Source organism: Luteimonas sp. YGD11-2 (assembly GCF_004118975.1).
Taxonomy (GTDB): domain Bacteria; phylum Pseudomonadota; class Gammaproteobacteria; order Xanthomonadales; family Xanthomonadaceae; genus Luteimonas; species Luteimonas muca.
The window spans coordinates 2,125,098-2,138,155 of the sequence record NZ_CP035376.1; the positions used below are offsets into that span (position 1 = coordinate 2,125,098).

The following is a 13,058-nucleotide window of genomic DNA, read 5'->3' on the forward strand; positions in this document are numbered from 1 at the left end:
CTGCTATCGCCGCCGCTGCAACCGCCACGCGCGATGGATGCGCGGGTTGCGTGCGAAGTCCGGCGGGATCGTCCCCGCACTGATCTCCTCGCAGTCGGCGAATGCGGCTATCGCGTCGACATCCAGCCGGAAGCGGCGGAAGTTGTTGCTGAAATAGAGGACACCGTCCAGCGACAGCCGTGCGACCGCCGCCTTCAGCAGGCGCACGTGCTCGCGCTGGATATCGAAATCATCGGCACGCGCGGAATTGGAGAACGTCGGCGGGTCGCAGAACACCAGGTCGTACTCGCCGCGCTCGGCTTCAAGCCACGCCAGCGCATCGGCCTGCACCAGGCGATGCAACCGGCCGCCGATCCCGTTGGTCTCCAGGTTGTCCGCCAGCCACTGCAGGTAGGTGCCGGACAGGTCGACGCTGGTGGTCTGCGCCGCGCCACCCACCGCCGCCTGCACGGTCGCCGCGCCGGTGTAGCAGAACAGGTTGAGGAAGCGCATGCCGTCGGCCTCGGCCGCGATGCGCGCGCGCAGCGGGCGGTGATCGAGGAACAGCCCGGTATCGAGGTAGTCGAACAGGTTCACCCGCAGCAGCGCATCGCCCTCACGCACGGTCAGGAATTCACCGCGCGCATCGAAGCGGCCGTACTTGCTGCCGCCCTTGCCTTTCGCGCGTGTCTTCACCGCCACCCGTTCACGCGGCACCCCGAACACCTCGCGCGCGGCCGCGAGCAGGTCCGCGAGCCGGCGCCGGGTGATGTCCTCGGGAATTTCCGACGGTGCCGCGTACTCCTGCACGTGCAGCCACGGCGCTTCGGGTGCATCCACCGCCACGTAGACATCGATCGCCGCGGCGTACTCCGGCAGGTCGGCGTCATAGGCGCGGTAGCAGCTGATGCCCTCCTGCGCGCGCCAGCGCTTCGTCGCACGCAGGGTCTTGCGCAGGCGGTTGGCGACCATCTGCGCCCCGTCCGACAGCGGCCGTGCGATCTCCTCGCGCGGTGCATGCGCCAGCGGCTCGACCACGATCAGGCTGCACTCGAGTGCGCCGTTGAACATCCGGTAGCGCTTGCGCGCGCGCAGGCCGGTGACGTGCGCAAGGTCGTCGTCGCCGCACAGCAGGCTCGCCCGCCACTCCGGCGCGATGCGCTGCAGGGTCTGCCCCAGCGCGCGGTACAGCGCCGGGTCGGCGGCGAGGCGCGCATCGTAGGGCGGATTGGCGACCACCAGCCCCGGCGGTGCATCACCTTCGCGCGGGCCCGGCGGCAGGTCGGCCGGCTGCAGCGATCGCAGGTCGGCCACGCGCAGGTCGAGCGCATGGGCGACGCCGGCACGCTCCGCGTTCTCCTTCGCGGCGGCAATCGCCTCCGGATCGACATCGGTGCCGAGGAAGCGCGGCGCCAGCGCGGCCAGCCCGGCTTCGGCACGCCGGGTGGCATCGTCATGCAGCTCGCGCCAGGTGTCCCGGTCGAAACCGGTCCAGCGCGACGGCGCGAGCCCCGGGGTCTGGCCGCGATGCAGCCCGGGGGCGACATCGGCGGCGACCAGCGCGCCCTCGATCAGCAGCGTGCCGCTGCCACACATCGGGTCCAGCAGGGCCGCACCCTGCGCATGCAGGCGATCCCAGCCACCACGCGCGAGCACCGCCGCCGCCAGCGTTTCCTTGAGCGGCGCCTCGTGGTGCGCCTGGCGCCAGCCGCGGCGATGCAGCGGCCCGCCGCCAAGATCCACCGACAGGATCGCGCGCCCCTTGCGCACGACCAGGTTGAGCCGCAGGTCGGGATCGTCGAGGTCGACATCCGGACGGGTGCCGTCGTGTTCGCGCATCGCGTCGACCACGGCGTCCTTGATCCGCTGCGCGGCGAAACGGGCATGGGTGATCGCCTCGCCGGAGACATGTGCATCGACCGCGACAGTCATCCCCGCCTCCAGGTGTTCGTGCCACGGCAGTGCACGCGCGCCGGCGTACAGCGCGGCCTCGTCGGGGCAGTCGTAGTCGGTCAGCGGCCACAGCACCCGGCTGGCCAGCCGCGACCACAGCACGGCGCGCTGCGCGTCCACCAGTTCCCCCTCGACGTTGACGCCGGCCATGGCCGCGGTCGCGCGTGCGCAACCCAGGGCGACAAGCTCGTCGGCAAGCAGGTATTCCAGGCCCTTGGCGCAACTGGCGAAGAACTTCATCGGCGATCCGGACACGAAGGGCCGGCCATTGTCGCGCGGATGCGCGGCCGGCGCCCGTGGACGATGACCTCAGAGCCCGGCCAGCAGTTCCGCGAAGGCTTTCGCCGACGCATCCACGTGCGCCGCCAGGCGGTGGCTGTCGTCGACCAGCAGCAGGCGCGCGCGCCGCGGCTGCGCCCAGGCCACCACATCGGCGGCGGTGATGAGCTCGTCGTCCCAGCCGTGGATGACGGCGGTCGGCACCGCGGCGGCTTCCAGCGCCGGCGCCTCGCCCATCCGCACCGGCGGCGCCATCAGGAACAGGCCGGCCACCGGCACCTCCAGCGAGACCCGGCCGGAAATCCATGCACCGAGGCTGGATCCGGCCAGCACCAGCGGTCCGCCCGCGGCCGCGGCATGCGCGCGTGCCCGCAGCCGGTCGAGCCTTGCGGCGACATCGCCGAGCCGGCTCACTTCGTGACGCGCATCGAGGTCGGTGTAGTCCGGACGCTCGTGGCTCCAGCCAAGGCGCTCGGCGACGTCCGCGAGCGCGGTGACCTTGGTCGCCTCGGGGCCGCTTTCGAAGCCGTGCGAGAGGATGCAGTGGCCGCGCACGCTCATGCGCCGATCCACTCCACGGGGTCGCCGACACGCAGCACGCCGCCCTCGATGATGCGCGCGCACAGCCCACCCATGCCGCGCATCGCGTTGTAGCCGCCCGGGCCGAGCGTGGCTTCCATCTGCGAGCAGGGGTCGCAGGGCGCGGTGCCTTCCAGCACCACCTCGCCGACGCGGAACCGCCAGCCCTTGAGCGCGATCACCGGGATGCCGGACACCACCAGGTTACGCCGCAGCATCGCCGGAGTGAGCGCCGGCACGCGCGCAAGCGCGGCGATCGCGGGCAGGTGCTCGGCCTGGATCAGGGTGACACCACGCTTGCCGCTGCCACCGGTGTACCGGTCGCCCTCGAGGCCGCCGCCGGTATGCGCGAGGGTGGCGTCGAGCTCGACCACCGGCGCACCGCGTGACGGGCGCACGCCGATCCACTCGACCCGGCCGCTGGCCGGAAAGCGACTCATCAGCCGGTAGAGGTCGGATTCCGGGGGCGGCAGTCGGCTCATCCGGCGAAATGCTAGCAGGCGCCGCAGCGGTCACGGGCGCATCGCGCGACATGCCTGCGTATCGCCCCACGCCGCTGCTAGCATCCGCCGGCATGAGGACACCGCTTCCCGCGATCCAGATCGATCACCTGCCCTATGTATCGCGGCTGCAGGCGCGCGATATCGCCGACATCGATCTCGTGGTCATCCACTGCACGGAACTCCCCGACATGGCGATGGCGCGCGAATACGGCGAGCGCGTGCTGTATCCGCAGGCCGGCACCGGCGCCGCCGGGCACTGGTATGTGGACCGCGACGGCAGCCTCCACGAATACGTGCCCGCCGGGCGCATGGCGCACCACGTGCGTGGTTGGAACCCGCGCTCGGTGGGCATCGAGCTGGTCAACACCGGGCGGTATCCGCACTGGTACGACAGCCGCCACCAGGCGATGACCGAGCCCTATCCGGATGCGCAGGTCGATGCGCTGCTGGGCCTGCTCGCCCACCTGCGCGCCGCCCTGCCCGGCCTGCGCTTCATCGCCGGCCACGAGGACCTCGACACCGACCGCATGCCCGCCAGCGACGATCCGGCCCGCAGCGTGGCACGCAAGGTCGACCCGGGCCCGCTGTTCCCGTGGCCGCGGGTGCTCGCGGGGGGCGAGCTCGAGCGCCTGTCGCCGCCTGCGTCCTAGCCCCCGCGCCGTTGCCGGCGATGCAGGGCGCGCCGCCTATAATCCGCGGCCCTCCTGCGCTGCCCTCCGAATGAACCCGCACGTTGCCGAACTGGTCGAACTGCTGACGCTCGAACGCCTGGAAAACGACCTGTTCCGCGGCCAGAGCCGCGACATCGGCACCAAGTACGTATTCGGCGGGCAGGTGCTGGGCCAGGCGCTGTCCGCGGCCCAGGCCACGCTGGCGCAGCCGCGCACCGCGCATTCGCTGCATGCCTACTTCCTGCGTGCCGGCGATGTCGACCATCCGATCGTCTACGAGGTCGACCGCACCCGCGAGGGCGGCAGCTTCTCGGTCCGCCGGGTCACCGCCATCCAGCACGGCCGGGTGATCTTCTTCTGCGCGGCCTCGTTCCAGGCCGACGAGGGCGGCGCGGCCACCCACCAGCTGTCGATGCCGGAAGTGCCGGCGCCGGAGGACATCGCGCCGTCGCCGTCGGTGCCCGACGCGGTGCTGGCGACGCTGCCGACCAAGGTGCAGCGCTGGCTGAGCCGCAGCGGCCCGTTCGAGTTCCGCCACGTCTATCCGCGCGACGAGCTCAACCCGCCCAAGCGCCCGCCCTACCAGCAGGTGTGGTTCCGCCTGGCCGAAGCGGTCGGCGATGCGCCGGAGCTGCACCGCGCCCTGCTCGCCTACGCATCGGACTTCCACCTGCTGGGTACGGCCACCTTCCCGCACGGGATCAGCTACTACCAGCCCAACGTGCAGATGGCCTCGCTCGACCATGCACTGTGGTTCCACCGCCCGTTCCGCGTCGACGACTGGCTGCTGTACTCCATCGACAGCCCCAGCGCGCAGGATTCGCGCGGCCTGGCGCGCGGCATGATCTACGACCGCAATGGCCGCCTGGTGGCCAGCACCGCGCAGGAAGGGTTGATCCGCGTCGTCCGTGACGCCCAGGCCGCGGCCCAGGTGCCGTCGCACGAATGACAGAGGTTGCAGCAACGTGAGAGAGGTCTTCAGCAGTCCGCGGCTCGAGAACGTGGAAAAGGTCGCGCAGTGGCTCGAGGAACAGGGCATCCCGGTGCGCATCACCAACGGCCGTTCCTACCACGGCAACCGCCGCCGCCACTTCAACTACCGCACCGCCGGCAACACCCCGCAGGCGGCGGTGTGGGTGATCCACTCCGAGGACCAGCCGCGCGCGCGCGCGCTGATGCGCGAGGCGGGGCTGTCCGGGCCCACCACGCGCCCGGTCGCACAGTCCCCGGTGGGGACCGGCAACGCACTGCCGCAGGTTCCGGCCGAACCGGTGCTGCCGCCTTCGGCGCTGCAGCGGATCAGCCGCTTCCGCCGCGTGCTGCTGATCGTCATCGCGGTGATCGCGGCCATGGCCATCTGGGCGGTCTGAGCGCGTCATCGCATGGTTGGCGGGTGGCGCGGCGCGCGTCACACTTGGCCCGGCCCTGCGTCAGGGAATGACCTCCCGAACCGGACACCGCCATGGACATGGCCTGCGCGCTTCCCATCGACGAGCTGATCTCGCGTGAGCTGCCGGCCGCGGCGCGCGGCGATGCGCACGCCTACGGCCGCATCGTCGCCGCCAGCCAGAACACGGTGACCGCGGTGGCGCTGGCGATCACCCGCGACGTGGCCACCAGCGAGGACATCGCCCAGGAGGCGTTCCTCTCGGCATGGCGGCACCTGCCGCGACTGCAGAACCCCTCGAGCTTCCTGCCGTGGTTGCGGCAGATCACCCGCAACCTCGCCCGCGACCATCTGCGCGCGAACCGCAACCGCCCGCTGGACGGCGAGGCCGCGGAACTCGCCATCGCCCGCGCCGCCGATCCGGAGCAGTGCCCGGCCGGGCGCCTGCTCGACCAGGAACGCGATGCGATCGCCGCCGAACTGATCTCCGAACTGCCCGAGGACAGCCGCGAGGTGCTGCTGCTGTATTACCGCGAGGGCCAGAACTCGAAGCAGGTGGCGGCGCTGCTGGGGCTGTCGGATGCGGCCGTGCGCAAGCGGCTGTCGCGTGCACGGCGCTGCCTGCGCACCGAACTGCTGGAGCGCTTCCGCGATTTCGCCAACGGCAGCGCGCCGGCGACGACGTTCGCGGTGGCGGTGACCGCGGCACTGGGCGGGATCAGCAAGCCGGCGGCAGCGGCCGGCATGGCGACCACCGGCAGCACCATCGCCGGTGGCCTCGCCGGCAAGCTGGTCTTCGGTACCGCCGGCGCGGTGGCGTCGGGCATGCTCAGCGGAGTGCTCACCGCGTGGCTGTTCCGCCGCGTGCTGACCCGCTATGCCGACAACGCAACCGAGCGCCGCGCGATCCTGCGCGCCTACGACACCTACCTGCTGACCGCGCTCGCGTGCGGGTTCCTCGTCGGTGTCACCTGGCTGGCGGAAACGCGCATCCTCATGTACGCGGCGATCGGCGCCAGTTTCGTGGTGCTCAACTACATCATGCTGGTGCCGGTGCCGCGGGTCATGAACCCGCTGGTGCAGCGCGATGCGCAACGCAACCCGCGCAATGCCTACTGGCGCACGCTCGGCTACCGGCTGTCGATGGGGCCCAGCGGGTTGCTGATCAGCAACCTGGTCGTCGCCGGCATCCTGGCGATGTACTACATGCAGGGCTGATCCGCACCCGGGCCGCATGCCGGCAATCCCTCTGGGGCAAATGACGACACCCGCGCAGTTGCCTGCGCGGGCGTCCGGTAACGTGCGTGGACCGTTGGATGGGTGCTCAGCGGCCGCGCTGCGGACGCAGTTCGTTGCGCTCAAGGACGCCGTCACCGTTCTCGTCCAACCAGGCGAAGCGGCTGGCGATACGCGGCATCTTCTCGTCGACCTCGACCCGGCTCAGCCGGCCATCGCCGTTGAGGTCGGCGGCGCTGAAGCGCTCGTCGAAGCGGCGCTGCATTTCCGCCTCGCGCTGCGGCCGCTGGGCCTCGGACCAGCTGCGCAGTTCGCCGCGGCTCAGCAGTGAATCGCGGTTGCGGTCGATGGCGTCGAACTGCGCCAGCAGGTCGGGGCGTGCGCGGTGTCCGGTGCGCGCGGCGCGCTTCGGGTCCGCACCGGCACGTGCCTCACGTGCGGCGTTGGCCGCCTCGAGCTCGCCACGGCTGATGCGGCCGTCGCCATCGGTATCCAGTCGCGCCAGTGCGTCGATGCCGGCGTGGCGGTGGCCGCCGCGATGGCCGCCACGGGGCCCGTGGCCCTTGCGTGCGCCGCGCAGTTCCTCGCGCTGCAGGCGGCCGTCGCCATTGGCATCGAGGGCGTCGAAGCGCGCGGCCAGCCGCGTGGATGCCGCGGCTTCGGTGCGGTCGATGACGCCGTCGCTGTTGCTGTCGAGCTGCAGCACGCGGGCGTGGGGGGCCTGTTCCGGCGGGGCAGCGTGGACACCGGCTGCGGCCAGCATGGCCAGGGTGGCGGCGGCGAGCATGTGGATCTTCATCGTGCCTGTCTCCAGTAGGCGGCGTGATTGGCCGCTGGTGAGCACATCAACGCCCGCTGCGCCGTGCACGTTGACCGCCGGCCAGCCGCGTTCAGGCGGGCGACAGTCGCAGGCCGCGCGACCCGCTCCGGTATCCTTCGCGGCGATGCCGTCCTTCCCCACCCTGCCGGCCCGGCTCGTGTCGATCCTCGGCCACCCGCTGCTGGTGTTGCCGCTCGCGCTGCTGTTGCCGATGGCCACGATCGATGCCGCAGGCACCGCGCGCGCCGCCGCCGGCATCGCGGTATGCGCGGCGCTGGTGCTGGGATGGTCGTGGTGGCGCGTGCGCCGCGGACACTGGCGGCATGTCGACGCCAGCAACGTGCACGAACGTCGCAGCCTCAATGTGTTCCTGCTGCCGCTGTTCGTGCTTGGCGCACTGCTGGCGTCGCCGCAGCCCGGGCTGTCGCTGCGCCTCGCGCTGGCCGCGGCGATCATCGCCGTGGCGCTGCTGGCGACGCGCTGGTGCAAGCTGTCGCTGCACGCCGCGTTCGCCGTGTATGCCGCGCTGCTGCTGGGCGCATGGCAGCCTGCGGCGGGCGTTGCGATGCTGCTGTTCGCGATCGCCATCATCGCCTCGCGGCTGGCGCTGGCTCGCCACGGCATGCGCGACGTCGTCGCCGGAGGCGTGGTCGGCGGGCTCGCAGGCCTGCTGGCGGGATGGAGCACCGCGTGAGCGCCGTCAGCGACAACCTGCGCCTGTTCCACACCGGCACCCATGCCTGCGGCTACTGGCCCGAGCGCGAGGCACGCGACCTGGTGCTCGACCCACGCGATGCGCGGCTGCCGGCGTTCTACGGCCAGGCCCTGCAGTGGGGCTTCCGCCGCTCCGGCGACATCGTCTACCGCCCGCATTGCGCCGGCTGCCGCGCCTGCGTGCCGGTGCGCATCCCGCTGGACCGTTACCGGCCCGACCGCAGCCAGCGCCGCTGCCTGGCCCGCAATGGCGATGTCGAGGCACGCGTGCGCCCGGCCAGCCGTGACGACGAGCGGCTGGCGCTGTACCGCCGCTACCTGCAGGCGCGCCATCCGGGCGGCGGCATGGACAGCCACGGCGCTGTCGAGTTCGACCAGTTCCTGCTCGGCCGCTGGGCGGATGCCCGCTTCCTGGAACTGCGCGCCGGTGGCCGGCTGCTGGCGGTGGCGGTGACCGACCTGGTCGAAGGCGCACTGTCGGCGGTCTACACCTTCTACGAGCCCGACGAGGCTGCGCGTGGCCTCGGCACGCTGGCGATCCTGCGGCAGATCGAATGGGCCCGGCGCGATGGCCGCCAGCACCTGTATCTGGGCTACTGGATCGACGGCCACGGCAAGATGGACTACAAACGCCGGTTCCGCCCGCTGGAACGGTTCGATGGCCGCGGCTGGCGCGACATGTGCGAGGACGACCCCACCCGATGATGCGACTCCTGCTGCTGCCTGTTGCGCTCGTGCTGCTTGCCGGCTGCGTGCGCGTCAACGTCCACGGCGACCCCGCCGCCTACCGCCGTGCCATGTCCGATTCCGATCTGCGCGTCGCCACCTACAACGCCTCGCTGTATGCCGACACCGCCGGCGGGCTGGTCGCGCGGCTGGCCAATGGCGACGCCGACGCCCGCAAGGTGGCCGCGGTGCTGCAGCGCGTGCGCCCGGACGTGGTGCTCATCAACGAATTCGACTTCGATCCCGACGGGCGCGCGGCAGACCTGTTCCAGCGCGACTACCTCGAGGTCGCACAGCCCGGGGGCGGTGCCGCGCTGCGCTATCCCTACCGCTACTTCGCGCCGGTCAACACCGGCGTGGCCAGCGGGCTGGACCTCGACGGCGATGGCCAGGTGGGCGTTGAAGGCCGCGCGTACGGCAACGATGCCTGGGGCTACGGCCTGCACCCGGGCCAGTACGGCATGCTGCTGCTGTCGCGCCACCCGATCGACGGCGCACGCGCGCGCACCTTCCAGCACCTGCGCTGGAGCGCGCTGCCGGATGCACGCCGGCCGGTGCTTCCGGACGGCCGCCCGTTCCATGCCGATGCGGTGTGGTCGCAGTTGCGGCTGTCGTCGAAGTCGCACTGGGACGTGCCGGTGCGCACGCCGCTGGGCACCGTGCACATGCTGGCCTCGCACCCCACGCCGCCGGTGTTCGATGGCGCGGAGGACCGCAACGGCCGCCGCAATGCCGACGAGATCCGCCTGTGGCGCGAATACATCTCGCCCGGCGCGAAGCCATGGCTGTGCGACGACGCCGGCGCCTGCGGCGGGCTGCCCGGGGACGCGCGCTTCGTGATCCTCGGCGACCTCAACAACGATCCGGCGGATGGCGACGGGCTGCACGACGCGGTGAACGCACTGCTCGGGCATCCGCGCGTGGTGCGCCATCCCACGCCATCGAGCGCCGGGGCACTCGCCGCCGCGCGCGCCGCGCCCGCGGTACATGCCGGCAGGGGCGGCAACCCCGCCCATGGCACCGGTGACTTCGGCGGCCGTGTCGGCGTGCTGCGGCTGGACTATGCGTTGCCGTCCACCGGCATGCGCCTGGCCGGCACCGGCGTGTACTGGCCGGCACCGGGCGAACCGGGCGCGGACCTCGTCGACGGTTCGGACCATCGGCTGGTATGGGTCGACCTCGCACCCTGAAAAGCGGTCCGTTGCGGAGCGTGCTGCCCGGCCACGGGACACAGCGGATCGGCGCGGCTCAGGATCCGTCGCGGCGATAGCGTCCGTCGACCCCGCCGCGGAGCCCGCAGCCGCGGTAATCGCTGCTGACCCGGGCGACATCGCCGTCGAATTCGACGCGCACCTGCGCCGGCTCGGCCTCGAGATCCGCAGCGCTGACGCTGATGGTGTCGCCCTCGAACGGCACCACCGGCGCCTCGATGCGCCCGTCACGCAGTGGCCCACGCGCGCGGATTTCACAGTCGGCAGCGACGCCGGGGCCATCGGCAGGGTCGCCCCCGGCGACAACCGCAACCTCCCATTCGCCGCCCTGCTGTTCGAGTCTCAGCGTGCCGGTGCGCGTGCCCTCCAGGTGCCAGAGACCGGCGGGGTCCGGGGCGGCCGGCGCCCGGCCGGCGGGCGCCTCCTGCGCGCAGGCCGCAAGCAACGGCGCTGCGCCCAGCGCCATCGCCAGCACCCCCGCATCGCGGCGTCGACGTGTGGGCGTACCGCGCATGTCAGCGGCCCTCCAGCATGGCGAGCGCGTCGGCACGTTCGCTGGCGAAGCGGTTGGCGACGCTCTGCTGGGTGGATGCCGGCGAACTGCTGAAATAGACCAGATTGCCGTTGGCGTCGCGGCGCCCGCGCTCGTCGTAGATCGCATCGATCAGCGCGCGGTCGTAGGTCTCGCCATCGGCGGGCCGGATGCCGCGCGCCTCGACGTTCGCGATCGCGCGATTGACCACCGCCGACTGCGGCCCGTGCTGCACGGCGGTCGACCACACCGCGTCGCGCACCGCCGGCGAGCGGGTGGTGAGGTCGACGCCGCTGTTGCGCCTGACGTGGGCCATCTGCACGTCGTAGTGCGTGCGTTCGATAAAGGCGTGCTGCGCGGCGCCGAAGGCGTCGGGCTCGCGCGCGGCGATCACACGCCAAGTCGCGCTGAAGCCCGCGCTGCCCGGCGCTGCGCCAGCGAATTCCGCCGCCCACCGCGCGCCCTCGTTGGCGAGGAATTCCTGCGGCCTGCCACGGTTGGTGGCCAACTGGTAGCTGCCGTAGGACACGCCACCCGGGTCGCCCTGCCCGGTCGATACCGTGCCGGGGCCGCGGCCGCCGGTCTCGTAGCGTTCCGACAGCCGACCGGGCACGTGGCCGTCGCCGGCACCATTGCCGGCAGGCGGTGACGCATCCGGAGCCGACACCGGTGCCGAGGTTGCAGGCGCGGGGGCCGGCGCGGGCGCGGTGGCGCTCGCCCCCGGCAGGGCCAGCCACTGACCCGGGTGGATCAGGTCCGGGTTTCGGATCGCCGGATTGGCCGCGACGAGATCGCGTAGCGCGAGGCCCTCGCGTGCCGCGATCCCCGACAGGGTGTCCCCGGCGCGCACTTCCAGGCCGCGGCTGCCCTGGGGGAGTTCGATCACCTCGCCGGGATAGATGACATCCGGATTGAGCACGCGCGGGTTGGCCGCCAGCAGCGACTCCAGCGGCACGCCGTAGCGCACGGCGATCGCCGACAGGGTGTCGCCGCGGGCGATCTCATGGCGGTCGCGGGCCGGCTGCGGGATGCCCGGATCGGACACGCGGTCGCTGACAGGAGAAATGGCCATGGCAGGGGTCTCCGGTGGATGCCCCGAGTGTCGCGGGCGCGCCACGCACGGGCATCCCCGGGCCGACCCTAGCCGGCGCGCAGGTGCGACCGGGTTCGCAGCCTGCTGCCGGTGCCGGCGCGCGAAGCCGCAGGACCGACGGCTCAGTCCAGCGAGATCGTCAGCGCGGCCGCCGCCTCGCGTGCCACCGTACGTGCGGCATCGACGTCGGCAGCGCGCGCCAGGGTCACGCCGACCCGGCGCTGCCCTTCCACGCGCGGCTTGCCGAACAGCCGCAGCGCGGTATCGGGTGCGCGCAGCGCCGCTTCGACCCCGGCGAACGCCGGCACGCCGTGGCCCTCGGCCAGCAGTGCGCACGAGGCCGACGCACCGAGCGCCGCCACGGTGCCGTCGGCATCCACCGGCACCGGCAGGCCGAGGATCGCGCGCGCATGCAGTGCGAATTCGCTCAGTTCCTGCGAGACCAGGGTGACCAGGCCGGTGTCGTGCGGGCGCGGCGAGACCTCGGAGAACCACACCTCGTCGCCCTTCACGAACAGTTCCACCCCGAACACGCCCCAGCCGCCGAGGTCGTCCGTGATCACGCGCGCGATATCGCGCGAACGCGCAAGCGCGACCGGCGACATCGGCTGCGGCTGCCAGCTCTCGCGGTAATCGCCATCGCGCTGCAGGTGGCCGATGGGCGCGCAGAACGCGGTGCCGCCGGCATGGCGCACGGTCAGCAGGGTGATCTCGTAATCGAAATCGACGAAGCCCTCCACGATCACCCGCCCGGCGCCGGCGCGGCCGCCGGTCTGTGCGTACTCCCATGCGCGCTGCACGTCGGCGTCCCCGCGCACCAGCGACTGTCCCTTGCCCGACGACGACATCACCGGCTTGACCACGCACGGCAGGCCGATTTCAGCAACCGCCGCGCGGTAGTCCTCGACGGTGTCGACGAAGCGGTACGGCGAGGTCGGCAGGCCCAGCGTCTCGGCCGCCAGCCGGCGGATGCCCTCGCGATCCATGGTCAGCCGCGCCGCCCGGGCGGTGGGGATCACCCGCATGCCGCTGCCTTCCTGCACGGCCTCGCGCTCCAGCCCCTCGAGGGTCTGCGTGTGGATGGCCTCGATCTCGGGAACGATGAGGTGCGGGCGCTCGCGCGCCACCAGTGCGCGGATCGCGGCACCGTCGAGCATGTCGAGCACATGGCCGCGATGGGCCACCTGCATCGCCGGTGCATCGGCATAACGGTCGGCGGCAATCACCTCCACGCCGAAACGCTGCAGCTCGATGGCCACCTCCTTGCCGAGCTCGCCGGAACCGAGCAGCAGCACGCGGGTGGCGGACGACGACAGCGGCGTGCCGAGACGGAGCATGGTGGTTCCTGGCCGGGAGGGGGCGCCATTGTAGGCGG

At 72.1% G+C, this 13,058-nt stretch carries 14 protein-coding genes; 7 read left to right on the plus strand and 7 right to left on the minus strand.

Translation table 11 applies throughout. The features are described 5' to 3' along the window. Positions 1 to 3: 3 nt before the first annotated feature. The 3 genes from rlmKL to ERL55_RS09590 all read right to left on the minus strand — a co-directional run bounded on the left by rlmKL (position 4) and on the right by ERL55_RS09590 (position 3,272). On the minus strand, positions 4 to 2,172 hold the full coding sequence (rlmKL, locus tag ERL55_RS09580; protein ID WP_129136220.1) for a bifunctional 23S rRNA (guanine(2069)-N(7))-methyltransferase RlmK/23S rRNA (guanine(2445)-N(2))-methyltransferase RlmL: 2,169 nt from the start codon (positions 2,170 to 2,172) through the stop codon (positions 4 to 6). A 69-nt stretch (positions 2,173 to 2,241) separates the two neighbouring features. Continuing rightward, positions 2,242 to 2,772, minus strand: a complete 531-nt coding sequence (locus ERL55_RS09585) for a hypothetical protein (RefSeq protein ID WP_129136221.1) — start codon at positions 2,770 to 2,772, stop codon at positions 2,242 to 2,244. Next, positions 2,769 to 3,272 (minus strand): MOSC domain-containing protein, encoded by a 504-nt coding sequence (locus ERL55_RS09590; protein ID WP_129136222.1) that lies wholly within the window; start codon positions 3,270 to 3,272, stop codon positions 2,769 to 2,771. The genes ERL55_RS09585 and ERL55_RS09590 overlap by 4 nt, the downstream gene beginning before the upstream one ends. A gap of 92 nt (positions 3,273 to 3,364) precedes the next feature. On the opposite strand from ERL55_RS09590, the gene ERL55_RS09595 reads away from it, so the two are divergent. The 4 genes from ERL55_RS09595 (at position 3,365) to ERL55_RS09610 (ending at position 6,569) form a co-directional block, all read left to right on the plus strand. Then, entirely contained in the window at positions 3,365 to 3,943 is a 579-nt protein-coding gene (locus tag ERL55_RS09595) for an N-acetylmuramoyl-L-alanine amidase (protein ID WP_129136223.1), read from the plus strand. Positions 3,944 to 4,013: 70 nt separating this feature from the next. Further along, positions 4,014 to 4,913, plus strand: coding sequence for an acyl-CoA thioesterase II (tesB, locus tag ERL55_RS09600; protein WP_129136224.1), 900 nt, complete (start codon positions 4,014 to 4,016; stop codon positions 4,911 to 4,913). A gap of 16 nt (positions 4,914 to 4,929) precedes the next feature. Then, complete coding sequence (locus tag ERL55_RS09605) at positions 4,930 to 5,334, plus strand: DUF2007 domain-containing protein (protein WP_129136225.1); 405 nt, start codon at positions 4,930 to 4,932, stop codon at positions 5,332 to 5,334. 92 nt (positions 5,335 to 5,426) lie between these two features. Further along, the gene (locus ERL55_RS09610; RefSeq protein ID WP_232140582.1) at positions 5,427 to 6,569 is read left to right on the plus strand and encodes a sigma-70 family RNA polymerase sigma factor; all 1,143 of its coding nucleotides are present in this window, start codon (positions 5,427 to 5,429) and stop codon (positions 6,567 to 6,569) included. Positions 6,570 to 6,675: 106 nt separating this feature from the next. Here the strand turns inward: ERL55_RS09610 and ERL55_RS14935 are convergent, their stop codons facing one another. Beyond that, positions 6,676 to 7,386: an EF-hand domain-containing protein gene (locus ERL55_RS14935; protein WP_164972171.1), complete on the minus strand. Its 711-nt coding sequence runs from the start codon at positions 7,384 to 7,386 to the stop codon at positions 6,676 to 6,678. A gap of 145 nt (positions 7,387 to 7,531) precedes the next feature. Here ERL55_RS14935 and ERL55_RS15160 point away from each other — a divergent pair, with 145 nt between their 5' ends. Genes ERL55_RS15160 through ERL55_RS09625 form a run of 3 tightly spaced genes read left to right on the plus strand, consistent with a single transcriptional unit; the run spans position 7,532 to position 10,037 of the window. Then, complete coding sequence (locus tag ERL55_RS15160) at positions 7,532 to 8,101, plus strand: hypothetical protein (protein WP_232140580.1); 570 nt, start codon at positions 7,532 to 7,534, stop codon at positions 8,099 to 8,101. Next, positions 8,098 to 8,826 carry an arginyltransferase gene (locus tag ERL55_RS09620; RefSeq protein ID WP_232140579.1) on the plus strand — a complete coding sequence of 243 codons (729 nt, stop codon included), beginning with the start codon at positions 8,098 to 8,100 and terminating at the stop codon, positions 8,824 to 8,826. Before ERL55_RS15160 ends, ERL55_RS09620 begins: the two co-directional genes overlap by 4 nt. Next, the gene (locus tag ERL55_RS09625) at positions 8,823 to 10,037 is read left to right on the plus strand and encodes an endonuclease/exonuclease/phosphatase family protein (protein WP_129136228.1); all 1,215 of its coding nucleotides are present in this window, start codon (positions 8,823 to 8,825) and stop codon (positions 10,035 to 10,037) included. Before ERL55_RS09620 ends, ERL55_RS09625 begins: the two co-directional genes overlap by 4 nt. A 58-nt stretch (positions 10,038 to 10,095) precedes the next feature. On the opposite strand, the gene ERL55_RS09630 is transcribed toward ERL55_RS09625, so the two are convergent. The 3 genes from ERL55_RS09630 to purT form a co-directional block, all read right to left on the minus strand. Continuing rightward, the gene (locus ERL55_RS09630; RefSeq protein WP_129136229.1) at positions 10,096 to 10,572 is read right to left on the minus strand and encodes a hypothetical protein; all 477 of its coding nucleotides are present in this window, start codon (positions 10,570 to 10,572) and stop codon (positions 10,096 to 10,098) included. A 1-nt stretch (position 10,573) separates the two neighbouring features. Beyond that, positions 10,574 to 11,662 (minus strand): LysM peptidoglycan-binding domain-containing protein, encoded by a 1,089-nt coding sequence (locus ERL55_RS09635; RefSeq protein ID WP_129136230.1) that lies wholly within the window; start codon positions 11,660 to 11,662, stop codon positions 10,574 to 10,576. 143 nt (positions 11,663 to 11,805) lie between these two features. Next, the gene (gene purT / locus ERL55_RS09640; RefSeq protein WP_129136231.1) at positions 11,806 to 13,020 is read right to left on the minus strand and encodes a formate-dependent phosphoribosylglycinamide formyltransferase; all 1,215 of its coding nucleotides are present in this window, start codon (positions 13,018 to 13,020) and stop codon (positions 11,806 to 11,808) included. Positions 13,021 to 13,058 lie beyond the last annotated feature (38 nt).